The organism is Sphingomonas sp. Leaf208 (assembly GCF_001421415.1).
Taxonomy (GTDB): domain Bacteria; phylum Pseudomonadota; class Alphaproteobacteria; order Sphingomonadales; family Sphingomonadaceae; genus Sphingomonas.
In genome coordinates, this window is record NZ_LMKH01000034.1 from 33897 (window position 1) to 59199 (window position 25303).

The following is a 25303-nucleotide window of genomic DNA, read 5'->3' on the forward strand; positions in this document are numbered from 1 at the left end:
ATACTGGCAAACCTCGGAGGATATGGGTCCCCGCGTCCGCGGGGATGACGGAATGGGAGCTTGAACCCAGATTAACTGGGACGGGCACCCATAGCTGATCAAGCCGTAGCCTCACCCTCACCCGCCTCGGCCTTTTCCTCTTCCCGCTCCGACCGCCGCTCCAGCGCAGTCTTCATCATCGCGGTCATCGGATCGGCCAGCGCCAGCCCCAGGATCCCGAACAGCGCGCTCGCCAGAATCTGCGCACCCAAGGTCAACGCCGGTGGCAGATCCACAGTCCGCTTGGCCACCATCGGCACGATCACATAGCCATCGATCGTCTGCACCACGAGGTACGTCCCGATCGCCCAATACCCCGTATCGACACCCGCGCTGAACCCGACCGCGACCATTAGCACGCCGGTCACGATCGCGCCGACGTTCGGGATGAACGCCAGGATGCCCGCGATGATGCCCAGCAGCATTGCCATCGGCACGCCGCCGACCGCCAGCGCGATGCCGCTCGCTACACCCTCGACCGCCATCCCCAGCAGGCGCCCGGCGAGCAACCGCCGCAACGTCGCGCCCATCTTGACCAAAGTTCTGGCGAACTCGGGGCGCAGGTCGAGCGGCACCATCCACTGGAGCCCGCGCGAGTACGTTCCCGGGTCCATCGCGATGAACAGTCCGAGGATCAGGATCATGAACATGCTGGTGATCGCGCCGATCGCGCTGCCCACCCACGACGTCACGCGCCCGACCGACCCGAGCGCCTGCTTGACGATCCCGTTGACGTCCGACGCGCCCGGCATCAGCCCCTGCGAGGTCAGATAGCCCGTGAAACGATTGGCCTGTGATTCCAGCGTCGAGCGCAGTTGCGTCACCTGCTCCGTGACCTGCACGCCAGTCAGCACGAACGTGCCGACCAGGAACGCGAACGTCAGCAGCACGACGATCAGCAGCCGCCAGCCACGTCCGATCGGCAGCACCCGCCCGAGAAGCCGCACGCCGCCATCTAGCAAGGCCGCGAACACGACGCCGGCAAAGATGATCAGCAACGGCTGGACCAGCACGATCAGCAGCGCGATCACGCAGGCGAGCCCGAGCCAGATCGCCGCGCGCTTCAGTTCCTTGCGCAGGAACGGATCGCGCATCTCGACCGGGCTCAGTTCGTCGACCGTCTTCGTTTCGGCCATCTTAGTTCACCTTGGCGGGATGAAGCGAGGTGCCCGCGCGATCCGAGCGCAATGACCCCCACCACGTCAGCGGATTGAACGTCGCATCGCCGTCGAGGCTGAAGGTGATGAACTCCGCACGACCGCCGAGATTCTCGTACGGCACCGGTCCCCCAAGACCGAGCTGGCTCAACGCGAACCGGCTGTCGGCCGAGCGATCGCGATTGTCGCCCATCAGGAAGACGTGGTTCGCGGGGATCGTGATCTCTGAGAAATTATCGCCTTGGCTGTCCGATTCCAGATCGATCGTCTCGTAGCGGCGACCGTTCGGCAGCGTCTCGGTATAGGTCGGCAGGCGGCACATCGCGCGCCCGTCGGGCAGCGTCTCGCGTGCGCCGGGATAGTCGATCTCGCTGCACGGGCTGTTGGTGTCGACCGGGATCAGCGTGTCGTGGAGAGCACCCCGCTTCACCGCGACGCCGTTGAGGAACACGATCCCGCCGCGCACGGCGAGCTTGTCGCCCGGCAGGCCGATGACGCGCTTGATATAGTCGTTATGCGTGCCCGGCGGCGTCACGATCACCACGTCGCCGCGCGTCGGCAGCGAGCCGAACAGGCGGCCGTGGATGAACGGCAGCGACACGCTCCAGCTGTCTTCCTGCTGGCGCAGCACCACGCCCTTGAAGATCGCGACCGGGTTCGGGATCGTCGGCGACACGAACGACCAGCCGTAGGCGAACTTGGTCACCACCAGCCGGTCGCCGATGCGCAGGCCGGGAAGCATTGATTCGCTGGGGATATAGAAGGGCTTGGCGATAAAGCTGTGGAAGCCGAGCACGACCAAGATCAGCCAGAAGATCCCCTTCACCTCGCCCCACCAGTCGGTGCCGCGGCGGCGTGTCGTTTCCGGTGTGGTGCCGGCCAGTGGCGCGGTATCGGCCGCGCCGGTCTGCGCAAGGGGGGTCTGCGCGAGGGGCTTTTCGGGGAACTCGTTGCCGTCCAACGCCGCGTCCTTCATCGGTTCGTATCCTGGCGCATGTCCGGGGATATCAGAGGTATGGCTTCGATGATCACGAAGGCCTGCGCCCACGGATGATCATCGGTCATTGTCAAATGCACGCGCGCGGCGTGGCCTTCGGGGGTCAACGCGTCAAGCCTCGCTTTGGCGCCCCCGGTCAACGCCAGCGTCGGCGCGCCGCTGGGGGCGTTGACCACGCCGATGTCGCGCATGAACACGCCCGCCCGAAACCCCGTCCCGACCGCCTTAGAGAACGCCTCCTTGGCCGCGAACCGCTTCGCCAGCGTGCCGGCCTTGGTAAAAGGCCGCCGCGCCGCCTTAGCCCGCTCGACATCGGTAAACACCCGCTGCTCGAACCGCTCCCCGAACCGCTCGACCGACGCCGCGATCCGCTCGATATTACACAGGTCGGACCCGAGCCCGATAATCACGACACGGCCTGGAGTCGGAAGACAAAAGGTTTTGTTCGCGCGGAGACGCGGAGGCGCGGAGAGTATGAGAGCCGCAAGCGCGGCGAAGGTGAGAAGCAAGCAGGACAGCTCCCGGCAACCCCCTTCTGCTCCGCGTCTCCGCGTCTCCGCGTGAACAAACCTTCTGACTTACCGCGCCGCATCCATAGCCTCACGCATCAGCCGAACCGCCTCGCCAAGCCCGACGAACAGCGCCTCGCCAACCAGGAAGTGCCCGATATTCAGCTCGCGAACCTGCCGGATAGCCGCAATCGGTGCGACGTTGTCGTAGGTCAGCCCGTGGCCGGCGTGCACCTCGATGCCGTTCTTCGCCGCCAGCGCCGCTGCGTCGCTCAGCCGTCGAAGCTCGACCGTCCGCGCCTCGCCCCACAGCTCGGCATAAAGCCCGGTATGCAGTTCGATCACCGGCACCTTGAGCCGCACCGCCGCCTCGATCTGGCGTGCGTCGGGTTCGATGAACAGCGAAACGCGGATGCCCGCCCCCGCCAGCGCATGGACCAGCCGCGCCATCCGGTCGTAATGCCCGGCAACGTCGAGCCCGCCCTCGGTGGTGAGTTCCTCGCGCTTTTCCGGCACGATGCACGCGGCGTGCGGCTTGTGGCGCAACGCGATGCCGAGCATCTCGTCGGTCGCCGCCATCTCCAGGTTGAGCGGGATCGTAAGTTCGGCCGACAACCGCGCGATGTCGTCGTCGGTGATGTGCCGCCGATCTTCCCGCAGATGCGCGGTAATCCCGTCCGCTCCAGCCGCCGCCGCGACCAGCGCCGCACGCACCGGATCGGGATACCCTGCCCCCCGCGCATTCCGCACGGTCGCGACGTGATCGATGTTCACCCCAAGGCGCAGGTCCCGGCTCATGCCGCAGCCCTGCTGCCGGGCTTGATCGCCGGGATCGCCGCCAGTTCGGGCGGCAGCGCATCCGCCGGGTAAGTCGGCACATCGAGCCGGATCAGGGGGAAGAACGACACGCCCAGATCCGCCGTCCCGTTCGATCGATCGACCAAGGCCGCCGCCGCGACGGTCACGCCGCCAGCCCGCCCGATCGCCGCGATCGCCTCGCGCGACGACAGCCCGGTGGTGACGACGTCCTCCATCATCAGTACGCGCTGCCCCGGCGCCAAGCGGAACCCGCGGCGCAGTTCGAACACGCCGTCGGGCCGCTCGAGGAACATCGCCTCGACGCCGAGCGCCCGCGCCATCTCATGCCCCGCGATCACGCCGCCCATCGCCGGCGAGACGATCGCACCGATCTGCGCACAGATCTCGTCCGGGATCATCGAGACCAGCGCCTTGGCCAGACGCGCGCCTCTTGCGGGGTCCATCAACACCCGCGCGCATTGCAGGTAGCGCGAACTGCGCAAACCGGAGGACAGGATGAAATGCCCTTCGAGCAACGCTTCTGCAGCGCGGAATTCGGCGAGCACGTCGTCTTCGGTCATCGCGGGTCATCGCTCCAAATGGTCTGTCCGCGCTGATACGAGCGCGCGAAACCGCGTGCAACGAGAACCGGCACGTTGCTACTCCTCCCGAAGTTTGGAGGTGGCGGTGAGAGACAAGACTTGAGGCAAGCCCCCCCGCTGGGTATAGCTCTTCCCAAATCATAAGCAGACATCCGCGCGTCCGGAATCGGGTTCGCTATAAACCGGGGTCAAGAAAAACGATGCGCAAGATGGGGATGAGAGGATTTGCGATGGCAGCGGGGCTCGCACTGGCGAGTCTCGGTGGTGTCGCCGGGCATGCGGCCCAGCCTGCTGCCACGCCGACGTCAGCAGCACCCGCACCGCAAGCAGCTGCAGCTCCGGGGGGCGTGTCGAACACTGCGCCGACGACCGCCGCGGCAACGCCCACCGCCAACCCGTCCAGCCCCGAACTCGCGATGGACGGTGCGCCCGCGATGACGGTCAAGCCGATGATCGGCCAGCCCACGGACGGCCTGTTCGGGCTCCAGCCGCAGGTCACCAAGAACGGCCAGTTCGCGCACTGGATGCACAATTCGATCCTGGTGCCGACGATCACGATCATCTCGCTGTTCGTCCTCGCGCTGCTGTTCTGGGTGTCGTTTCGCTACCGCAAGGCACGCAACCCGGTCGCGTCGAAGACCAGCCACAACACCTTCATCGAGATCATCTGGACGCTCGCGCCGGTCGTGATCCTCGTCCTGATCGCGGTCCCCTCGATCGGCCTGCTGCAAGCGCAGTTCAAGCCGGCCCCGTCGGGCGCGGTGACGCTGAAGGCGATCGGCAACCAATGGTATTGGACCTATCAGTACCCAGACAATGGCGGGTTCGAGATCACCGCCAACATGCTGAAGGAAAAGGCTGACGTCGCCGCAGGCGAGCGTGGCCGTACCGATGCCGACGGCCCCAAGCTGCTCGCCACCGACAACCGCATCGTCCTTCCCGTCGGCGTGCCGATCCGCCTGATCACCACCTCGAACGACGTAATCCACAGCTGGGCGGTCCCCGCCTTCTGGATCAAGCTCGACGCGATCCCCGGCCGTTTGAACGAGACCAGCTTCACGATCGAAAAGCCCGGCCTGTATTTCGGCCAATGCTCGGAGCTCTGCGGCGCGCGCCACGGTTATATGCCGATCGCGGTCGAGGCGGTTCCGCCCGCCGAATACGCGGCGTGGGTCCGCGCCAAGGGCGGCACGATGCCGACCCCCGGCAAGGCGTCCGACAAGATCATCCCGCAGCCCGGCGCCGACGGCTCCGCGGCGAAGGTCGAGGAGGCCGCGGAAACCGCCAACGCCACCGGCCCGGTCGAGAACGTGACAACAGCAGCCCCCGCGACGACGCAGGGCGCGACCTCAAACCCGGCCGGCGCCGGCAACGCGGGACAGTAAGATGACCGACACCGCTCTCACCCCGTCGGCCTTCATGTCTCACGAAGCGCACGACCATCACCACGATACCGATCACAAGCCGGGCTTCTTCGCGCGTTGGTTCATGTCGACCAATCACAAGGACATCGGCACGCTGTACCTGATCTTCGCGATCGTCGCGGGGATCATCGGCGGCTCGGTCTCGGGCCTTATGCGCGCCGAGCTCGCGCATCCCGGTATCCAGTATCTGCAGGGCTGGGCGAGCATGCTCCACGGCGGCCCCGCCAGCCTCGACGAGTCGCTCCATCTCTGGAACGTGTTGATCACCGCGCACGGCCTGATCATGGTGTTCTTCATGGTCATGCCGGCGATGGTCGGCGGGTTCGGCAACTGGTTCGTGCCGATCATGATCGGTGCGCCGGACATGGCGTTCCCGCGCATGAACAACGTGTCGTTCTGGCTGCTGATCCCGGCCTTCACGCTACTGCTGGCCTCGCCGTTCTTCGGTGGTGCGGGTAACGGCTGGACGCTGTACGCCCCGCTCTCGACGTACGGCGAGCCCGGGCCGTCGACCGACATGGCGATCCTCGCGCTGCATCTCGCCGGCGCGTCGTCGATCCTCGGCGCGATCAACTTCATCACGACGATCTTCAACATGCGCGCACCCGGCATGACGCTGCACAAGATGCCGCTGTTCGTGTGGTCGATGCTCGTCACCGCGTTCCTGCTGCTGCTCGCGCTGCCGGTGCTCGCCGCGGCGATCACGATGCTGCTGACCGATCGCAATTTCGGCACGACGTTCTTCGATCCGGCCGGTGGCGGCGATCCCGTCCTGTACCAGCATCTGTTCTGGTTCTTCGGCCATCCCGAAGTCTACATCATGATCCTGCCGGGCTTCGGCATCGTCAGCCAGATCATCTCGACGTTCAGCCGCAAGCCGGTGTTCGGTTATCTCGGCATGGCGTATGCGATGGTCGCGATCGGCGTGGTCGGGTTCGTCGTGTGGGCGCACCACATGTTCACCACCGGCCTCAGCGTGAACACCAAGATGTACTTCACCGCGGCGACGATGGTCATCGCGGTGCCGACCGGCATCAAGATCTTCTCCTGGATCGCGACGATGTGGGGCGGCTCGCTGACCTTCAAGACGCCGATGGTGTGGTCGATCGGCTTCATCTTCATGTTCACGGTCGGCGGCGTGACCGGCGTGGTGCTCGCGAATGGCGGCATCGACGATTACATGCAGGACACCTACTACGTGGTGGCGCATTTCCACTACGTGCTGTCGCTGGGTGCGGTCTTCTCGCTGTTCGCCGGGTTCTACTACTGGTTCCCGAAGATGACGGGGAAAATGTACAACGAGTTCCTCGGCCAGTTGCACTTCTGGGTGTTCTTCGTCGGTGTGAACGTGATGTTCTTCCCAATGCACTTCCTTGGCCTGCAGGGCATGCCGCGCCGCATCCCGGACTACACGCCGGAATACGAGCATTGGAACACGGTCGCCTCGGTCGGCTACATGATCATGGCCGCAGGCATGGTGGTATTCTTCGTCAACCTGATCTGGTCGCTGGTCGCGGGCAAGCCGGCAGGCGACAACCCCTGGGGCGACGGCGCGACGACGCTGGAGTGGACGATCTCCTCGCCCCCGCCGTATCACCAGTTCGAGACGCTGCCGCGGATAGATTAGGATGCGAGGCCGCGTAGCCCCAGCTACGCGCCGGTGCGGCCCAGCGGCACGCATCCGACCGACCGGCCGGCGCGGCAACGCCGCGTCCGACGACACGGGATTTACTCCCGTGTCGGGGCCAGCCAAAAAGAAAGACGCCTCGGGGAAACCCGGGGCGTTTTCGTGGATAGCCGTCCCAGTGCCACGATGTTTCCGCGCAAAGGAGGGGACCCACGTTAGGAATGAAGGAAGCGAGCGCCCGCGGCCGTCATCCCCGCATACGTCCTCCCAGCGGGGTTGGGATCGCACCCTGTGCCTCCATTCGCGTGTCACCAGCGAGACCCCAGCTTTTCTAGGGCTGGCCAGATCCTAGCCCGAGCGCCTCACATTCATCATTCCACAGGACAATCGCGCTAACCCCGCGTCATGCCCAGCGCGCCACCCCCAGTACGCCCCGACGCGCCAACCGGCATCGCTTATTCGACCTTCGCTCTGCTCTCCGCGTTCGCCGCATTCGCGTTCACGATCATCGTCCCCACCATGCTGCGCGACGGGGATACCGGCTGGCATCTCGTCGCCGGTGCCTGGATCGTCGCGCATGCAGCCGTGCCGACCACCGATCCGTTCTCGTTCAGCGTCGTCGGCCGTCCCTGGGTCGCACACGAATGGCTATCCGAAGTAGCGATGTACGCGAGTTACCGCGCGGGCGGTTGGAGCGGCGTGATCGTCCTGGTCGGCGTGGCAATGGCGGCGCTGTTCGCGCTGGTAGCGGCTGAACTCAGCCGCTGGATGAGCGCGCGGGCAAGCATCATCGCGCTGCTGCTGCTCGCCACCGGGCTACTTCCGTCGCTGATCGCAAGGCCGCACATGCTGGTGCTGCCGATCCTTGCCGGCTGGACGATCGCGCTGTTGCGCGCGCGCGAACACGACCGAGCTCCACCACTGCCGATGGCGGCGGCAATGTTGATCTGGGCGAATGCGCATGGCAGCTACGTCTTCGGACTGGCGCTGGTCGGCGTGTTCGCGCTAGAGGGGCTGCTGGCCGCCAAGCCCTCCGACCGCCGCATCGTGATTCAGCGCTGGGGCCTATTCGGAATTAGCGCGACGATAGCCGCAGCCGTCACACCGTGGGGCGTGCACGGCCTGACGTTTCCATTTTATCTGAACGACCTGAAAGCGCTCGGTCAGATCAACGAATGGCAGCCGTCCGACTTCAGAACCTTTTCCGGCTTCGAGGCGATCTTGCTCGCGAGCCTCGCGTTCCTGCTGGCACGGCCGATCCGTATCCCACCGATCCGCCTACTGCTGGTACTCGGCATGCTCCACATGACGCTACAACACACTCGACATGAAATCATCCTGGTGACCGTCGGCATTCTCGTGTTGGCCAAGCCACTTGGCCGCGCGTGGCGCTACCGCGATACCAGCTTTTCGAAACCCCTTACCCGTGGCTCAGAGCAACCGATCGTTGCCATTCTGGTATTCGCGCTTGCAGTCGGTCTCACAGCCTATCGCGTGGCAGTGCCGGTCGTTCGCACGGAAACCAAGGGCATTCCCGTCCGCGCGCTCGCGCATCTGCCGCCCGCGCTACGCCACCAGCGCGTCTTCAACGAATACGGCTTCGGCGGGTCACTGATCCTCGCGGGCATCCGTCCATATATCGACGGGCGAACCGACATGTACGGCGACGCCTTCACGCTCGACTATTTTGCGATTGCCCGCGGCGACGCGGATCGCTGGCATGCGGCGAATGCGACATGGCATTTCGGCTGGACCATCCTGCCGCCACGCTCGCCGCTGGTCCGCTTGCTCGACCATGACCCCAATTGGCGGCGGATCTACGCGGACGATACCGCGGTCATTCACCAAGCCATACCCACGCACCGGGCAAACCGCTGAGCCATCACGAAGGCTTTCCGACCTCCGCCGCAACGCGTATAGCGTACCCGAACCATGACTCCTGCCACCCCCCTCCTGCCACCGGCGCATTGGCGCGATTTCCTTGCGCTGACCAAGCCGCGCGTGATGACGCTCGTCGTCTTCACCGGGCTATGCGGCATGCTTGCCGCGCCAACCTCGGTGCATCCGGTGATCGGCTTCACCGCGATCCTCTGCATCGCGCTCGGTGCAGGCGCGGCGGGCGCGCTCAACCAATGGTACGAGTCGGACATCGACGCGGTCATGCGCCGCACACAGAAACGCCCGCTGCCCGACGGCCGGATGGACCGTCAGGCCGCGCTCCATTTCGGCGTAGGGCTCGGCGCGTTCTCAGTGCTGTTCATGGGCGTCGCGGTCAACCTCGTCGCAGCCGCGATCCTGACCGTCTCGATCCTGTTCTACGTGCTCGTCTACACCGTCTGGCTGAAGCGCCGGACGCCGCAGAACATCGTCATAGGCGGTGCCGCGGGCGCGTTCCCGCCATTGATCGGCTGGGCCGCGGCGACCGGCGATATCGCGCTGCTCCCCGTCCTGCTGTTCCTGTTCGTGTTCCTCTGGACGCCGCCGCATTTCTGGGCGCTCGCGCTGTTCATGAAGAGCGATTACGCCGCCGCAGGGGTGCCGATGCTTCCCGTCGTGTCGGGCGAGCGGACCACGCGGACGCAGATCGGGCTCTACACGATCCCGATGGCGGCGGTCGCGATCCTGCCCTGGCCGCTTGGGCTCACCGGTCCGATCTACGGCATCGCGGCCGTCCTGCTGACCGGCTGGTTCGCACTGCTCGCCGTCCGCGTCACGAAGCGCACCACGCATGCCGACGATGCGATGAAACCGGAGAAGGCCTTGTTCAAATACTCGATCCTGTATCTGTTCGTGATGTTCGGCGCGCTGGTCGTCGATCGGTGGTTCGCATGAGCATGCCCGATCCCATCCGCGACGAAGACCTGATCCGCAGCCGCCAGCGCGGTCGCGCGCGCGTCATGGCCATACTGCTTGGGGCGTTCGTCATCCTCGTCTTCGCGATCTCGATCGCCAAGATCCGCGCAGGCATGCCGCACTGATGGCCGGCTGGAAGGCCATGTCGCGCACCAACCGTACCGCGGCGCTCGCGGTGCTCTTCATCTGCTTCATGACCGGGCTCGCCTGGGCCAGCGTGCCGCTCTACCGCCTGTTCTGCGCCGCGACCGGGCTCAACGGTACCACCAACCGCGGGCTGGCCGCCCCCGGCGCGGTTGATCACAAGCTCACGATAGACTTCGACACCAACGTCAGCCCCAAGCTGCCGTGGAGGTTCACGCCCGAGAATCGCTCGGACACGGTCGATATCGGCGCGCGGGACATGGCATTCTTCACCGCCACGAACACCTCGAACAAGCCGCTGACGGGCACCGCGACGTTCAACGTCCAGCCCGCGCAGGCCGGCAAGTATTTCACCAAGATCCAGTGCTTCTGCTTCACGCAGCAGACGCTGAAACCCGGCGAGACCGCGCGGATGCCGGTGATCTTCTTCGTCGATCCGAAGATTCTGACGGACCCCGACGCTGCCGACATCCAGACGATCACGCTCAGCTATACGTTTTACCCGGTGGATTCTGCGAAAACAGCCAGCTAGAACGTCGCCAAAGAAAATAGGGGAGTACCGATGGCCGGCGCCAAGAACCATGATTACCACATCCTGCCGCCGAGCATCTGGCCGCTGGTCGGATCGTTCTCGGCGCTGATCATGGCGGTCGGCGGCATCATGTGGATGCACGGCGGCCATATCGACAAGCCCAACGGCGGCGGCTGGGTGTTCTTCATCGGCCTCGCAGGCGTGCTCTTCACGATGTATTCCTGGTGGACGCAGGTCGTGCACGAGGCCCGCGCGGGCGATCACACTCCCGTCGTCCAGCTCCATTTCCGCTACGGCATGATCCTGTTCATCGCCTCCGAAGTGATGTTCTTCGTCGGCTGGTTCTGGGCATTCTTCGACTTCTCGCTGTTCCCGACCGCGATGACGTTCGCCGACGGCACCGTCACGCGCGCCGTCGAAGGCGGCGCGGCGATCGTGGCGCAGTGGCCGCCAAAGGGCCTGACGGTCATCAACCCGTTCGAACTGCCCCTGCTTAACACGCTGATCCTGCTGACCTCGGGCACGACGGTGACCTGGGCGCACCACGCGCTGATCCACAACCAGCGCGGCGGCGAGAAGACCGGGCTCTGGGGCATGATCGGCGTCGGCAACCGAGACGGCGTGCTCAAGGGCCTGTGGCTGACGGTAATCCTCGGCGTGCTGTTCAGCTCGATCCAGGCGTACGAGTATGCCCACGCGCCGTTCCCGTTCAAGGGGATCAACTACGGCGCATCGTTCTTCATGGCGACCGGCTTCCACGGGTTCCACGTGCTGATCGGCACGATCTTCCTGATCGTCTGCCTGGTCCGCGCCTATCGCGGCGACTTTACCCCACGCCAGCATTTCGGCTTCGAAGCGGCGGCGTGGTACTGGCATTTCGTCGACGTCGTGTGGCTGTTCCTGTTCGTCACCGTCTACGTCTGGGGCGGCTGGGGCGCCCCCGTCCACGGCGGTTGAGCGACTACCAGCTCATCTCTGGCCGCCACCTCGGCGGCTACCACCCCGGCGAAGGCCGGGGCCCAGTTGGGAAGGCTGCAGTAACGAAGCGCTGTCCGCAGTTAGCGGCGTCCCCCGATTGGGCCCTGGCCTTCGACGGGGCGGCGGCGGTTTTGGATGCAGCACGAACGCGAACCAACCGTCGCTCCCTTACCGTGTTCTACTGCGAAGGCGGGAGCCCAGTCTGGGTCCCCGCCTTCGCGGGGATACAAATGAGGCGGGGCTCAATAAAGCGATGACCGAAGATCCATACCCACTCGCCAACGCCCCCACGATCGCGCAGGTCGCGCTGAAAGGCCTATGCCCCCGCTGCGGTAAGCCCACGCTCTTCGCCAAATGGTCCAACTTCGCCGATCGCTGCTCGAACTGCGGTCTCGACTTCAGCAAGTTCAACGTTGGCGATGGCCCCGCGGCCTTCCTGACCCTGATCCTAGGCGCGCTGGTCGTGGCCCTCGCGATCACGCTCGAACTTAAGGCCCACCCGCCACTCTGGCTGCACATGCTGATCTGGATCCCCTTCACCGCAGGCGGCGTCGTGCTCTCACTAAGAGCAGCCAAGGGCGCGCTCATCTCCGCCGAATACCGCAATGCAGCCCGCGAAGGCCAAATCGACCCGTGACCCGACCCGCACGACGCATCCCAATAATACCGACCATCCTCGTCACGCTCGCGATCGCGGCGATGATCGCGCTCGGCCTGTGGCAACTGCTCGACCGCCTCCCGAAAAAGGAAGCGTTCCTCGCGCAGCTGGCCGCCAACCCCGCCAAGCCGCCAATGGCCTTCCCGCGCTTCCCCGACGAGACGCTCCTGTTCCGCCACGCGTCGGGCCTCTGCCTCCAGCCGACTGAGATCAAACTCGCTGGCGCCGGCAAATCCGGTTTCCGCGCGATCGCCGAATGCAAGACGGGCGCCGAAGGTCCCGGCATGGTCGTCCAGCTCGGCACCACACGCGATCCGATGGCCAAGGTCGCCTGGGCCGGCGGCGAAGTCTCCGGCTACATCAGCCATGCCCCCGACGGCCGCTCGCTGATCGGATCGCTGTTCGATCACACCCCGCAGCGCCTGATGCTGGTCGCTGATACCCCACAAGCGGGTCTCAACCCCAACGGCAAGCCCGACATCGCCTCGGTCCCGAACAACCACCTCGCCTATGCCGGCCAGTGGTTCTTCTTCGCCGCCATCGCCGCGATCATCTACACGCTCGCGCTCCGCCGCCGCCCGCGCTAGCCGTTCTCCTGCGAACGCAGGAGCCCAGGGTACCGCGCGCATTCCTCCGTAACCCTGGATTCCTGCGTTCGCAGGAAAACGAGCGGTGCGGGCAGCTTGTCGCCTCCCCCCCCATTCGCTAACCGCTTGCCATGCGTTACATCAGCACCCGCGGCTCGGCGCCGATCCTCGATTTCGAAGCGGCGACGCTCGCCGGCCTCGCCTCCGATGGCGGCCTCTACCTCCCCGACGCGTGGCCGACGATGACGCGCGACGAGATCGCCGCGCTCGCCGGGCTATCCTACGTCGACACCGCCGTCGCGGTGATGGCCCCGTTCGTCGGGGACGCGATGACGCGCGAGGAACTGAAGGCGCTCTGCGAACAGGCCTATGGCCGGTTCTCGCACGCCGCAGTCGTCCCACTCGTACAGCTCGACCACGACCAGTGGCTGCTTGAGCTCTTCCACGGCCCCACGCTCGCGTTCAAGGACGTCGCGCTTCAGCTGCTCGGCCTGTTCTTCGAGCGCTTCCTCGCCGGCACGGACAAGCGCCTGACGATCGTCGGCGCGACCAGCGGCGACACCGGCTCGGCGGCGATCGACGCGGTCGCGGGGCGCGCGGGGATCGACATCTTCATGCTCCACCCGGTCGGCCGCATCTCCGACGTGCAGCGCCGCCAGATGACCACGGTGCTCAGCCCCAACGTCTACAACATCGCGATCGAGGGCAGCTTCGACGATGCGCAGGCGCTCGTGAAGGCGATGTTCAACGACCGCGCCTTCTCGACCAAGTTCGCGCTGTCCGCGGTCAATTCGATCAACTGGGCCCGCCTGATGGCGCAGGTGGTGTACTTCTTCTACGCGGCCGTCCGCCTCGGCGCGCCCGATCGCGAAGTCGCGTTCGCGGTACCGACCGGCAATTTCGGTGACGTGTTCGCGGGCTATGTCGCGGCGAAGATGGGGCTGCCGGTGGCCAAGCTGGTGGTCGCGACCAACGTCAACGACATCCTCCACCGCGCGCTCAGCACCGGCGATTACTCGAAAGGCGGCGTCCAGCAGACCCCGACCCCGTCGATGGACATCCAGGTCAGCTCGAACTTCGAACGCCTGTTGTTCGATCTCGACGACCGTGACGGCGCAGCGCTCGCTGCACAGATGGCCGACTTCGAGTCTTCGGGAGCCATGCGCCTCACCAATGCACAGTCGCAGGGTGCCTCGGCCCTCTTCCAGAGTGAGCGCATCGACCTCGACGACATGACCTTGGCGATGCGCTGGGCACATGAGCACGCCGGCCAGGTGATCGACCCGCACACCGCGATCGGCCTCGCTGCAGCCCTGCGCACCGAAGTCCCCGCCGGCGTTCCCATCGTGACGCTCGCCACCGCGCACCCCGCCAAGTTCGGCGATGCGGTCGAGCGCGCGACTGGCGTGCGTCCCTCTCTGCCCGCGCGAGTCGGCGACCTGTTCGACCGCGAGGAGCGCTACGCCACGCTGCCAGCGACGTTCGACGCGATTACCGCCTACATCACCGAGCGCGCGAAGCCGTCGGCATGAAGCTACATACCCTCATCGGCGAACCCTGGGCGGATTACGGCCTCGTCGACTCCGGCCACGGCAAGAAGCTCGAACGCTACGGCCGCTTCCGCTTCATCCGCCCCGAGCCGCAGGCGATGTGGGCGCCCGCCTCAACCGACTGGCAGGCGCAGGGCGAATTCGTCCCCGGTTCCGACGAAGACGGCGGCGGCCGCTGGGAGTTTTCGGAGCCCGTCCCCCGCGAAGGCTGGACGCTCAAGTGGAACGAGGTGTCGTACACCGCGCAGACCACCCCGTTCCGCCACCTCGGTTTCTTCCCCGACATGGCGCCGGTCTGGAGCTGGATGCGCGAGCGCGTGGCGGGGCTCGACTCGCCCGAATGCATGAACCTGTTCGGCTATACCGGCGTCGGCACGCTGGCGATGGCGACCAAGGGCGTCCGCATGGTCCACGTCGATGCGTCGAAAAAGTCGGTCGAGGCGGCCAAGGCCAACGCGAAACTGTCGGGCATGGCCGACGCACCGATCCGCTGGATGACGGATGATGCGGCGAAGTTCGTCGCGCGCGAGGTTCGGCGGGGGCGGCGGTATGACGGGATTTTGCTCGATCCGCCGAAATATGGGCGTGGACCTGAGGGTGAGGTGTGGCGGCTGGAGGAAGACCTGCCGAAGCTCATCGCCGATTGCCGGAAGCTACTCGACGAGAACTCGCGGTTCCTGTTCCTGACGGTCTACGCCGTCCGCATGTCAGCGCTCGCGATTGGCGAACTGTTGAACCAAGTGTTCGCGGACCTGCCCGGCAAGGTCGAAGTCGGCGAACTCGGCGTCCGCGAAGAAGCGCGGGGGCTAGTCCTCCCCACCGCGATCTGGGCCCGCTGGAGCCGCTGAGTCAGGCATCCCCCTCCCTGGAAGGGAGGGGTTAGGGGTGGGTCGGCCGGTTGGGGGAGCACCGGTACCCGCCCCAGGCCGACCCACCCCCGGCCCCTCCCTTCCAGGGAGGGGAGCAGAAGATTACCCCGGAATCTGCTGCGAGATGCAGTGGAAGCTCCCGCCGCCCGTCAAAATATGATCCGCGCGCTGTCCCACAACCTCACGGTCCGGGAACAGCGCCTGGATCGCCACCACCGCCGCCGCATCGTTTTCGGCCCCATACAACGGCACCACCACCGCGGCGTTACCAATGTAGAAGTTCATATAGCTCGCCGGCACGACCTCCTCGTCGCGCAGCACTCGGCCCGGCGACGGGATCGTCACCACCTCCAGCCCAGCCGCTTCGGCGTCCCGCGCGGCGTTCTGGTACACCTGCCAGTTCGGATCGTTGTCGGTCGCCTTGGGGATCGCCACGCGACCCTCACCGACGAACCGCGCAAGGTTGTCGACATGGCCATCGGTATGATCGTTAACCAGCCCGTCGCCCAGCCACACCACGCGAGTGTAGCCAAGATCCGACGCCAGCCGCGCCTCGATCTCAGCCTTGGTCAGCGAAGGATTACGGTTGCGGTTGAGCAGGCACTGCTGCGTCGTGACGACCGTCCCGGTACCGTCGCCGTCGATCGCGCCGCCCTCGAGAACCCAGTCGCACGCCTCGACTTGCGTGTTCCGGCTCTCCGCCAGCCGCTGCCCGATCGTATCATCGCCGGGCAGGTCGTACTTCCCGCCCCAGCCGTTGAACCGGAAGTCGCGCGCGCTGCCGTCGCCGACGATGATCGGCGCGGTATCGCGCAGCCAGATATCGCCGAACGGCTCGACCACCACGTCCGCGAACGGCGCCAGCTTCTTGGCGGTGGTCGCCGACCCGACATCGGCCGCGACCAGAATCACCGTCTCGCCCTTGCCGCCGGCATGTACTGCCTTGGCAAACGCGACGACCTCGTCCCGCGCGGGCTCCAGATCCTCCAGCCACAGGTCCGCATGGCTCGGAAAGCCGATCCAGACGGCCTTGTGGTGCGCCCATTCGGCTGGGGTCGAGACGGCGGATGTGGTCACGTTACTTGGCTCCTGCGCGATCGCGGTCACGGATGCCGCGGAATTCGGCGGTCTTATACCAGTTCGGCCACAGACTGGTATCGTCCGCGAGCTTGCGCCCGAGCCCGTAATAGATCGTCAAATCCTCGACCGCGCCCGACCAGTCCCACTTGGCGTCATATTCGTCCGCCGGCTTGTGATAGCGATGCGCGACATAATCCTCGCGCGCCGCATGTCCCGCAGCCGTTCCACCGACGACAAGGTCCTCGCCGCTGCCGCCATCGAGCATCGGCACGCCCAGCTTGGCGAAACTGAAGTGATCCGACCGGTAGTAGCCGCCGCGCTCCGGGTTCGCCTCGACGCCGATCACGCGGCCCTCGGCAGCGACGAACGGCTGCACCAGATCCTCGATCTCGGATTTCCCCGCGCCGGTCAGCACAAAGTCCTTCGCCCGCCCGTCGACGTTCAACACATCCATGTTCACCCCGCCGACGGTATGCGCGAGCGGATAGATCGGATGCTCGGCATAATAGCGCGACCCGAGCAGCCCGGACTCTTCCGCCGTCACCGCCAGGAACGCGATCGAGCGCTTGGCCGGCCCCGCCTTCACCTGAGCCTCGGCCAACGCAACAAGCCCGGCGACCCCACTCGCATTGTCCGCCGCGCCATTGCAGATGTCGTCGCCATCGACCGCGTCGCAGCGCCCGAGGTGATCCCAATGCGCCGAATACATCACGTAGTCGTTGGGAGCTGCCGTCCCCGGCAGAACACCGATCACGTTCTTAGACGCCTGCCGCTTGATCGTGTTGTCGAACCCGCCCGCGAACTTCAGCCCGAGCGGGACCGCCTTGAACCCCTTCACCTTCGCCGCAGCTGCCAGCGCCGCGTAATCCTTGCCCGCGCTCGCGAACACGCGCTCCGCCGCGGGCTTCTGCATCCAGCCTACGATCTGCGACTGGTCGAGATGATCGCCCTTCTCGTCCAGCTCGAGCTGCGGCCCGGTCCACGACGACTGCACGACAGCCCACGGATACGCCGCCGGCTCGGTATCGTGGACGATGATCGCCGCCGCCGCGCCATGCTTCGCCGCATTCTCGAACTTGTACGGCCAGCGCCCGTACCACGTCATCGCCCGGCCTTCGAACGGCCCCTCGCGCGACATCGTCTGCCAGTCCGCGTCGTTGATGAGGATGACCACCGTCTTCCCCTTCACGTCGGTGCCGGCATAATCGTCCCAGCCCTTCTCGGGCGCGGTGATGCCGTAGCCGACGAATACCACGTCGCTGTTAGCTACCGCGGACTTCGGCGCCACGCGGTACGTGCCCGCGACCATGTCGGTGCGATAGGCGAGACTGACCGGTGCCTTGCCGCCGGTGAAGCTGAACGGCGCGACGTTGCCCGCGGTGATTTCCACCATCGGCACATCCTGCGTCCACGATCCCTTATTACCGGGCTTCAACCCCGCCGCCTTCATCCGCTCGACGATATACGCGACCGTCTTCGCCTCCGCAGGCGTAGTCGGCGCGCGGCCCTCGTAGGCGTCCGACGACAGCACCTGCGTGACGGTCTTCAACGTCTCGACCGAGATCGCAGGGGTGATCTGCGCGGACGCGGCGGTCCCGAGCAGCAGCAAAGGCAAAATGGCAGCGCGCATCTACATATCCCCGTTAAGTCATACGCGTTTTGGCAGTGCGCCCGATACCGCGCAAGCGCCGCTGCTCTTGCCGTGCTGCCCGGCGTCGATAGGATACCCCATGGGGACATTGGGGGGAAACGGCGATGCGGTTACGATTTGCAATTCGTACGAGTGCTGCCGTCTGCGTGGCATTGGGAATGCCGCCAGCGCAGGCAGCCCCCAACCCCGTCGGACCGACCGCCGCCGCGTTCGGCGCTCGTGAAGCCATCCGGCAGATCAGCCTGTCGCCGGACGGCACGCACGTCGCGCTGGTCGTGCCCACGAACGGCCGCGGCGAAGCGCTTCAGATTGCCGATCTCGTCGCGGGCGGCAATCCGAGGACGATCCTGACTGCATCGGGAAACCCCGATCATCTCGTCGATTGCCATTGGTCGACCACGACCCGGCTGGTCTGTCAGATGGTCACCGTCGCCGACAATGGCTACAATATACTGGGTTTCAGCCGCGCGATCGCGCTCGATAGCGACGGCGGCAAGATGAAGATATTGACCGCATCCGACAACGCCCGCGCGCTGGACGTGATGCAGGACGGCGGCACCGTGATCGACTGGACCGCCGCCGGCGCGGCCGGATCGGTGCTGATGACGCGCAAGTTCGTACCCGAAGTCACGACCGGAACCCATCTAGCGAACGAGACAGACGGCCTGGGTGTGGAACGAATCGATACCGTCACGCTCGCCCGTCGAACGATCGAACAGCCGCGTGGCGGTGCGGTCGAATATATCAGCGATGGCCAAGGTGTCGTGCGGATCGTCGGAACGCGTGCCAAGACCGGTATCGGATACGATGCCGCCACCATCAGCTATTCGTATCGCAAACCCGGCGACCGTGGTTGGCAACCACTCGGCCGCCTGACGATCGGCGGGGGTGGGGATACGGGCTTCAATCCCTATGCCGTCGATTCTGGTCTTAACGTCGCCTATGGTTTCGACGACAAGGACGGCCGGACCGCGCTCTATAAAATCGCGCTGGACGGCAGCTTGAAGCGCGAGGTCGTCCTTGCTCGAGCCGATGTCGACGTCGACCAGTTGATCAGGATCGGGCGACAGAAGCGCGTGGTCGGCGCGTCCTATGCTACCGATCGCCGCGAGACGGAGTTCTTCGACCCAGCGTTGCGGGCCCTCGCCGCGTCACTGCGAAAGGCACTGCCCGGCCAACCTCTGATCACGTTCGTTGACGCGAGCAGCGACGAAAGCAAGCTGTTGCTGTTCGCCGGCAGCGACGTCGATCCCGGTCGCTACTATCTGCTCGATCGGGCGACGCGAAAGATGGAGGAAGTGCTGCCCGCACGGCCGCAACTTGCAAAGACCACGCTCGCCAGCGTCAAGCCGATCACCTTCCGTGCCGCCGACGGGACCATGATCCCCGGTTATTTGACCTTACCCGCCGGCAGCACGGGGAAAGGGTTGCCGGCGATCGTGATGCCCCACGGCGGCCCCGGTGACCGGGACGAGTGGGGCTTCGACTGGCTCTCGCAATTCTTCGCGGCGCGCGGGTTCGCGGTGCTGCAACCGAACTTCCGCGGATCGACAGGCTATGGATCGGCCTGGTTCAAGAAGAATGGCTTCCAGTCCTGGCGCACCGCGATCGGCGATGTCGACGACGCAGGCCGCTGGCTGGTATCACAGGGCATCACGGTACCGGACAAACTCGCGATCGTCGGCTGGTCGTATGGCGGCTATGCGGCACTGCAATCGTCGGTGGTGGATCCGGGTCTGTTCAAGGCGATCGTCGCGATCGCGCCGGTCACCGATCTCGATAGCCTCCGCGAAGAGTCGCGGAACTATAGCAACTTCAAGATGGTCGACGCCTTTATCGGGCAGGGCCCACACATTCGCGAAGGCTCGCCTGCGCGCAATGCCGACAAGATCAAGGTGCCGGTCCTGCTGTTCCACGGCGACAAGGACCGCAACGTCGGGATCGGTGAATCCCGGCTGATGGCGAGCCGGCTAAAATCGGTCGGGGGCAAGGTCGAGCTGGTCGAGTTCGCCGGGCTGGATCACCAACTTGACGACGCAAGTGCGCGGACGACCATGCTGACGAAAGCGGATGCATTCCTTCGGGCGTCACTCGGCATGTAACGCAACGAAAAAGGGCGGCCCCACAGGACCGCCCTTTTCCTCGTATCGATCGTACCGAAAGATCAGCGCGAGTAGAACTCGACGACCAGATTCGGCTCCATCTTCACCGGGTAAGGCACTTCGTCGAGCGTCGGGACGCGCGTGAAGGTGACCTTGGCCGCGCCGTCGGTGGCGACGTAATCGGGGATCTCACGCTCGGCAAGGCTCTGCGCTTCCATGACCAGCGCCATTTCCTGCGCCTTGGTGCCCAGCGTGATCTCGTCGCCGACGAAGCAGCGACGCGAGGCGATGTTGCACTTCACGCCGTTGACGCGGATGTGGCCGTGCGAGACGATCTGGCGTGCCGCGAAGATCGTCGGCGCGAACTTGGCGCGGTAGACGATCATGTCGAGGCGCTGCTCGAGCAGGCCGATCAGGTTCTGCGAGGTATCGCCCTTCAGACGCGCAGCCTCGTGGTAGCACGCACGGAATTGCTTCTCGGTCACGTCGCCATAATAGCCCTTGAGCTTCTGCTTGGCGCGCAGCTGAATACCGAAATCGCTGACCTTGCCCTTGCGGCGCTGGCCGTGCTGGCCCGGGCCGTATTCACGCTTGTTGACCGGCGACTTGGGACGACCCCAGATGTTCTCGCCCATACGGCGATCGAGTTTGTACTTCGCGCTTTGACGCTTCGACATAGTATAGCCTTTGCAAATGCAAACAACGTTGGTCCCGGTATCGCTCTGCTGGTCGTCGTTAAGACAAGGCAGGGCCACCGCTTCACCGGGGTGCAGGGCCATTGCGAAGGCGGGCGCCTAGACGGGGGGCGGTCCAGAGTCAAGCTGGACAGGCCGGATGGGGCTCGGCAAGAGACGGCGCATGACCATTCTCCCCGGCCCCGATTGCACCACCATGACCGAGGTCCGCGCGGGCGTCGACACGCTCGACCGCGACTTGGTCGCGCTGCTCGCGAGACGCTTCGCGTACATGGACGCCGCCGCACGCATCAAGCCCGAGCGCGGACATGTGCGCGATGAGGCGCGGAAGACGCAGGTGATCCAGAACGCGCGGGCTGAGGCGATGAGGCTCGGGGTGCCGGACGCGGTGGTCGTGGATTTGTGGGAGACGCTGGTAGAAGCCTCGATCGCCTATGAACTGGCCGCGTTCGACCGCCGCTAGGATAACGCACGCCCCCTCGAGATAAGGCACTCCCCTCCCTGGAAGGGAGGGGATGGGGGTGGGGCGGCCTCGCAACTGCCGCTACGCCTGCCAAGCAGCCGACCCACCCCCGGCCCCTCCCTTCCAGGGAGGGGGGAAGAGGTGCGCCTATTTGGGGAGGGAACTCAGCCCCGCGGCCTCTTCCCCGCCAGCGACGACAACACCCCGCGGAGAGTCCGGATCTCCTGGCTCGACCAGCCCGGCTTGGTCAGCAGAGTCCGCAGGGTCCGCCGCGTCGACTGCATCTTGTCGGGCAGGTGGAAGAACCCCGCCCCCATCAGCATCGCATCGAGCTGCCCGATCATCCCATCGAGTTCCTCCTGCGGTGCGGGCGGCATGATCGGGTTGATCGACGGCTGCGACAGCTCACGCTCGGCGGTGAGGCCCTTCGACCATTCATACGCGACCAGGATCACCGCCTGGGCGAGGTTGAGCGAGCCGAACTCAGGATTGATCGGCACCGTGATGATCGTCCGCGCGACCGCAACGTCGTCGGTTTCGAGGCCGGAGCGCTCGGGCCCGAACAGGATCGCCGAACGGCCGGGGGCGGCGTGGATCTCGGTCGCGGCCCGTTCGGGGGTGACGACCGGCTTGGTCACACCGCGCTTGCGGACGGTGGTGGCGAACACCTGCGCGCAGTCGGCGGTGGCGGCGGCGACGCTGTCGTAGACCTTCGCGTTTTGCAGCACGATGTCGGCACCGCTGGCGGCGGGACCGGCGGAAGGGTTGGGCCAGCCGTCTCTCGGGGAGACGAGGCGCATCTCGGTCAGGCCGAAGTTGAGCATGGCGCGCGCGGCCTTGCCGATGTTTTCGCCGAGTTGCGGGCGGACGAGGACAATGACGGGGGGCGGGGTCGATGTGCCGACCGTCGCTTCCTCGCCCATACCAGCCTGCTCGCCCTCCCCATCCCGTTCGTCCCGAGTAGAGGTCGAGCTTGTCGAGACCTCGTATCGAGGGATAGGTTCGGAATGCTCAGGCTTCCGCGCCGCCGCCGACACTGCCGCCCAGTCATCGCGGAACAGCGCTTCCTTCTTCTTCCGCGACCAATCCTTCACCTGGAACTCCGCCGCGAGCGCTTCCTGCCGTGAGGGGAATTCCTGGCTCCACATCAGCGTCACCGGGCGTCGCGTCTGCGTGTATCCCGGGATTTCTCCGAGATTGTGCTGGCCGACCCGTCGCTCCAGATCGTCGGTATGTCCGGTATAATAACTGTCGTCGGCGCAGCGCACCACATAAGCCCAGAATGTCATGGGTGGGGCTTATCCCTCGATACGCCGTCTCGACAAGCTCGACGTCTACTCGGGACGAACGGAATGGGGGGTGGCGGGCCTTATTTTATAATGGGGTGTGAGGGCACGAATGCGCCGATGAGGATGGGGCCTCACGCCGATCCACTGTCGCTCATCCACTCCCCTACCCCGTTCGTCCCGAGTAGCGATCGAGCGAAGTCGAGAGCGCGTATCGAAGGACAAATAAGGGAGCGCATCACTCAGCCCGCCCAACCTCCTCCACGCTCCCGGCAAAAGCCTCGAAGTCCTTCGCCTCGCTGAAATCCCGGTACACACTCGCAAACCGGATATACGCCACCGAATCGAGCCCCTTGAGCCCGTCCATCACCATCTCGCCGATCCGCTTAGACGTGACGTCGTTCTCGCCCAGCGTCTCCAGCCGACGCTGGATTCCACTCACCAGCTTCTCGATCCGCCCAGCTTCGATTGCCCGCTTCCTGGTCGCGATCGACAACGACCTGAGCAGCTTCTCGCGATCGAATGGCTCCCTGCGCCCCTCGCTCTTCAACACGAACAGCTCGCGCAGCTGGATTCGCTCGAACGTCGTGAAACGCGCGGCGCACCCCTCGCACTGGCGCCGCCGTCGGATCGCCGCCCCGTCTTCGGTGGGGCGGCTGTCCTTTACCTGGCTGTCTTCATGTCCGCAGAAGGGGCAGCGCATTCAGACCTTCTTCTTGCCCTTGTAGTACGCGTAGCCCGCGCCTGCGAGTGCACCGAAGATCGGGCCGATCACCGGTACCGGGATCGCGACGACCGCGCCGAGCGCGCTCCACTTGGCCATGCTCTTGCCGAGGCCGGGGGTCGCCTTGATGTCGTTCTGGACGTCGTCGAACTTCGACATGCTACTTATCCTTGATAGATCGGGAAGCGCGCGCAGAGTGCACGAACACGCGTCCGAACGTCCGCCTCGACTTCGGGGTCCCCATGCTCGCCCTTTTTCGCGAGGCCGTCCAGCACGTCGGCGACCATGTTACCGATCTCGCGGAACTCGGCCGGGCCGAAGCCACGCGTCGTACCCGCGGGTGAGCCGACGCGGATGCCGCTCGTCTTCACCGGCGGCAGCGGATCGTTGGGAATGCCGTTCTTGTTGCAGGTGATCCCCGCACGTTCCAGCGCCTCGTCCGCATCACGGCCGGTGATCCCCAGCGGCGTGAGATCGATCAGCGCGAGATGCGTGTCGGTGCCGCCCGAGACCACGTCCGAGCCGCGTTCCTTGAGCGTCGCCGCCAGAACCTTCGCGTTCTCGACGACCGCAGCGATGTAGCTCTTGAAATCGGGCTGCAGCGCCTCGCCGAACGCGACCGCCTTCGCCGCGATCACATGCATGAGCGGCCCGCCCTGAAGCCCCGGGAACACCGCCGAGTTGATCTTCTTCGCGATCGCCTCGTCATTGGTCATGATCATGCCACCGCGGGGACCCCGCAGCGTCTTGTGCGTGGTGGTCGTCACGACATGCGCATGGCCGAACGGCGTCGGGTGCAGGCCCGCTGCGACGATGCCGGCGAAATGCGCCATGTCGACCATGAAATACGCGCCGACCTTGTCCGCGATCGCGCGGAACTTGGCGAAGTCGATCGTCCGCGGATACGCCGAGCCGCCCGCGATGATCAGTTTCGGCTGATGCTCGACCGCCAGCGCCTCGACCTGGTCGTAGTCGATCAGGTGCGTGGTCGCGTCGACGCCGTACTGGACCGCGTTGAACCACTTGCCCGACATCGCCGGCTTCGCGCCATGCGTCAGGTGACCGCCCGCATCGAGGCTCATGCCGAGGATCGTGTCGCCCGGCTTGACCAGCGCGAGCATCACCGCGCCGTTCGCCTGCGCGCCCGAATGCGGCTGAACGTTGACGAACCCGCAGCCGAAGATCTGCTTGGCGCGCTCTATCGCGAGCGTCTCGACCGTGTCGGACGGCGCACAGCCCTGGTAATAGCGCTTGCCCGGATAGCCTTCCGCGTACTTGTTCGTGAACACCGAGCCCTGCGCCTCGAGCACAGCCTTCGAGACGATGTTCTCCGACGCGATCAGTTCGATCTGCGTCTGCTCGCGTTCCAGTTCGGCAGCGACGCCGGCGAATACGGCAGCGTCCGCATCGGCGAGGCCGCGCGTGAAAAAGCCGTCGGGCTGGACGTCGTGGAGTTCGCGGGGCTGAGTGCTCATGCGGGGACCTTTAACTTGTCGACACGGAGTTGATGACGGCCGCCGGCGAAATCGGCGGTCAGGAAAGCTTCGACGCACGCCTTCGCCATTTCCTCGCCGATCAGGCGTGCGCCCATCGCGATGGCGTTGGCGTCGTTATGGATGCGCGCAAGGCTCGCCGACAGCGGTTCGGAGACGAGTGCGCAGCGGCAGGCGGGATTGCGGTTGGCGGCAATCGAAATGCCGATCCCGGAGCCGCACAGCGCGATGCCGCGCTCGGCGCTACCATCGGCGATCGCTGACGCAAGCTTGAACCCATAGTCAGGATAATCGACGCTGGCGGTACCCTCAGGCCCGAGATCGAGCACGTCATGCCCCGCCTCGCGCAGCCACGTGGCGAGCACCGCTTTCAACGAAACGGCGGCGTGATCGGACGCGATGGCGATGCGCACCTGGCGTATTCCTGTGACGGGAGATCGGGTGCCCAGCCCCCTACCCCCCCGAGCCGGAATTTGCCACACCTG

Annotated in this window: 26 protein-coding genes; 13 read left to right on the forward strand and 13 right to left on the reverse strand. The window is 65.5% G+C overall.

Annotation, left to right across the window (positions count from 1 at the left end; genetic code table 11):
* Positions 1-98: 98 nt before the first annotated feature.
* The 5 genes from ASE69_RS12845 to pyrE form a co-directional block, all read right to left on the reverse strand.
* Positions 99-1175, reverse strand: a complete 1077-nt coding sequence (locus ASE69_RS12845; RefSeq protein ID WP_056487256.1) for an AI-2E family transporter — start codon at positions 1173-1175, stop codon at positions 99-101.
* A 1-nt stretch (position 1176) separates the two neighbouring features.
* Positions 1177-2172, reverse strand: a complete 996-nt coding sequence (gene lepB, locus ASE69_RS12850; protein WP_082453113.1) for a signal peptidase I — start codon at positions 2170-2172, stop codon at positions 1177-1179.
* Positions 2169-2603: a holo-ACP synthase gene (gene acpS, locus ASE69_RS12855; protein ID WP_056066237.1), complete on the reverse strand. Its 435-nt coding sequence runs from the start codon at positions 2601-2603 to the stop codon at positions 2169-2171. Before acpS ends, lepB begins: the two co-directional genes overlap by 4 nt.
* Before the next feature lie 168 nt (positions 2604-2771).
* Entirely contained in the window at positions 2772-3500 is a 729-nt protein-coding gene (locus ASE69_RS12860; protein WP_056487259.1) for a pyridoxine 5'-phosphate synthase, read from the reverse strand.
* On the reverse strand, positions 3497-4081 hold the full coding sequence (pyrE, locus tag ASE69_RS12865) for an orotate phosphoribosyltransferase (RefSeq protein ID WP_056487261.1): 585 nt from the start codon (positions 4079-4081) through the stop codon (positions 3497-3499). The genes ASE69_RS12860 and pyrE overlap by 4 nt, the downstream gene beginning before the upstream one ends.
* Positions 4082-4332: 251 nt before the next feature.
* Here pyrE and coxB point away from each other — a divergent pair, with 251 nt between their 5' ends.
* The 11 genes from coxB (at position 4333) to ASE69_RS12915 (ending at position 15303) form a co-directional block, all read left to right on the forward strand.
* Positions 4333-5487: a cytochrome c oxidase subunit II gene (coxB, locus tag ASE69_RS12870; RefSeq protein ID WP_235518716.1), complete on the forward strand. Its 1155-nt coding sequence runs from the start codon at positions 4333-4335 to the stop codon at positions 5485-5487.
* A gap of 1 nt (position 5488) precedes the next feature.
* The gene (ctaD, locus tag ASE69_RS12875) at positions 5489-7153 is read left to right on the forward strand and encodes a cytochrome c oxidase subunit I (RefSeq protein WP_056487266.1); all 1665 of its coding nucleotides are present in this window, start codon (positions 5489-5491) and stop codon (positions 7151-7153) included.
* Between the two features lie 405 nt (positions 7154-7558).
* On the forward strand, positions 7559-9031 hold the full coding sequence (locus ASE69_RS12880) for a hypothetical protein (protein ID WP_056487268.1): 1473 nt from the start codon (positions 7559-7561) through the stop codon (positions 9029-9031).
* A gap of 54 nt (positions 9032-9085) precedes the next feature.
* On the forward strand, positions 9086-9985 hold the full coding sequence (locus ASE69_RS12885; protein WP_056487269.1) for a heme o synthase: 900 nt from the start codon (positions 9086-9088) through the stop codon (positions 9983-9985).
* Positions 9982-10131 carry a hypothetical protein gene (locus ASE69_RS22605; protein WP_167397693.1) on the forward strand — a complete coding sequence of 50 codons (150 nt, stop codon included), beginning with the start codon at positions 9982-9984 and terminating at the stop codon, positions 10129-10131. The genes ASE69_RS12885 and ASE69_RS22605 overlap by 4 nt, the downstream gene beginning before the upstream one ends.
* A complete protein-coding gene (locus tag ASE69_RS12890) occupies positions 10131-10682 on the forward strand; it encodes a cytochrome c oxidase assembly protein (protein ID WP_056487272.1) in 552 nt (183 codons plus the stop codon). The genes ASE69_RS22605 and ASE69_RS12890 overlap by 1 nt, the downstream gene beginning before the upstream one ends.
* A gap of 30 nt (positions 10683-10712) precedes the next feature.
* The gene (locus ASE69_RS12895; RefSeq protein WP_056487275.1) at positions 10713-11639 is read left to right on the forward strand and encodes a cytochrome c oxidase subunit 3; all 927 of its coding nucleotides are present in this window, start codon (positions 10713-10715) and stop codon (positions 11637-11639) included.
* A gap of 274 nt (positions 11640-11913) precedes the next feature.
* Positions 11914-12297, forward strand: coding sequence for a DUF983 domain-containing protein (locus ASE69_RS12900; protein ID WP_056487280.1), 384 nt, complete (start codon positions 11914-11916; stop codon positions 12295-12297).
* Complete coding sequence (locus ASE69_RS12905) at positions 12294-12905, forward strand: SURF1 family cytochrome oxidase biogenesis protein (protein WP_414883066.1); 612 nt, start codon at positions 12294-12296, stop codon at positions 12903-12905. The genes ASE69_RS12900 and ASE69_RS12905 overlap by 4 nt, the downstream gene beginning before the upstream one ends.
* 131 nt (positions 12906-13036) lie before the next feature.
* A complete protein-coding gene (gene thrC / locus ASE69_RS12910; protein ID WP_056487283.1) occupies positions 13037-14437 on the forward strand; it encodes a threonine synthase in 1401 nt (466 codons plus the stop codon).
* A complete protein-coding gene (locus ASE69_RS12915) occupies positions 14434-15303 on the forward strand; it encodes a class I SAM-dependent methyltransferase (protein WP_056487286.1) in 870 nt (289 codons plus the stop codon). Before thrC ends, ASE69_RS12915 begins: the two co-directional genes overlap by 4 nt.
* A gap of 123 nt (positions 15304-15426) precedes the next feature.
* On the opposite strand, the gene ASE69_RS12920 is transcribed toward ASE69_RS12915, so the two are convergent.
* Both ASE69_RS12920 and ASE69_RS12925 read right to left on the reverse strand, forming a co-directional pair.
* Positions 15427-16401: an agmatine deiminase family protein gene (locus ASE69_RS12920; RefSeq protein ID WP_056487288.1), complete on the reverse strand. Its 975-nt coding sequence runs from the start codon at positions 16399-16401 to the stop codon at positions 15427-15429.
* Between the two features lies 1 nt (position 16402).
* Positions 16403-18034, reverse strand: a complete 1632-nt coding sequence (locus ASE69_RS12925; protein WP_056487291.1) for a M28 family peptidase — start codon at positions 18032-18034, stop codon at positions 16403-16405.
* 125 nt (positions 18035-18159) lie between these two features.
* On the opposite strand from ASE69_RS12925, the gene ASE69_RS12930 reads away from it, so the two are divergent.
* Entirely contained in the window at positions 18160-20157 is a 1998-nt protein-coding gene (locus ASE69_RS12930) for an alpha/beta hydrolase family protein (protein ID WP_235518718.1), read from the forward strand.
* A gap of 62 nt (positions 20158-20219) precedes the next feature.
* Here the strand turns inward: ASE69_RS12930 and rpsD are convergent, their stop codons facing one another.
* Complete coding sequence (rpsD, locus tag ASE69_RS12935; protein WP_056487297.1) at positions 20220-20834, reverse strand: 30S ribosomal protein S4; 615 nt, start codon at positions 20832-20834, stop codon at positions 20220-20222.
* A gap of 181 nt (positions 20835-21015) precedes the next feature.
* On the opposite strand from rpsD, the gene ASE69_RS12940 reads away from it, so the two are divergent.
* A complete protein-coding gene (locus ASE69_RS12940) occupies positions 21016-21315 on the forward strand; it encodes a chorismate mutase (protein WP_056487300.1) in 300 nt (99 codons plus the stop codon).
* 164 nt (positions 21316-21479) lie between these two features.
* Here the strand turns inward: ASE69_RS12940 and ASE69_RS12945 are convergent, their stop codons facing one another.
* The 5 genes from ASE69_RS12945 to rpiB all read right to left on the reverse strand — a co-directional run bounded on the left by ASE69_RS12945 (position 21480) and on the right by rpiB (position 25231).
* Positions 21480-22604 (reverse strand): TrmH family RNA methyltransferase, encoded by a 1125-nt coding sequence (locus tag ASE69_RS12945; RefSeq protein WP_082453114.1) that lies wholly within the window; start codon positions 22602-22604, stop codon positions 21480-21482.
* A gap of 235 nt (positions 22605-22839) precedes the next feature.
* On the reverse strand, positions 22840-23304 hold the full coding sequence (nrdR, locus tag ASE69_RS12950; RefSeq protein ID WP_056487307.1) for a transcriptional regulator NrdR: 465 nt from the start codon (positions 23302-23304) through the stop codon (positions 22840-22842).
* Positions 23305-23484 (reverse strand): hypothetical protein, encoded by a 180-nt coding sequence (locus ASE69_RS12955; RefSeq protein ID WP_056053298.1) that lies wholly within the window; start codon positions 23482-23484, stop codon positions 23305-23307.
* A gap of 5 nt (positions 23485-23489) precedes the next feature.
* Positions 23490-24800: a serine hydroxymethyltransferase gene (locus ASE69_RS12960; RefSeq protein WP_056487310.1), complete on the reverse strand. Its 1311-nt coding sequence runs from the start codon at positions 24798-24800 to the stop codon at positions 23490-23492.
* Entirely contained in the window at positions 24797-25231 is a 435-nt protein-coding gene (rpiB, locus tag ASE69_RS12965) for a ribose 5-phosphate isomerase B (protein ID WP_056487313.1), read from the reverse strand. Before rpiB ends, ASE69_RS12960 begins: the two co-directional genes overlap by 4 nt.
* Between the last annotated feature and the right edge of the window lie 72 nt (positions 25232-25303).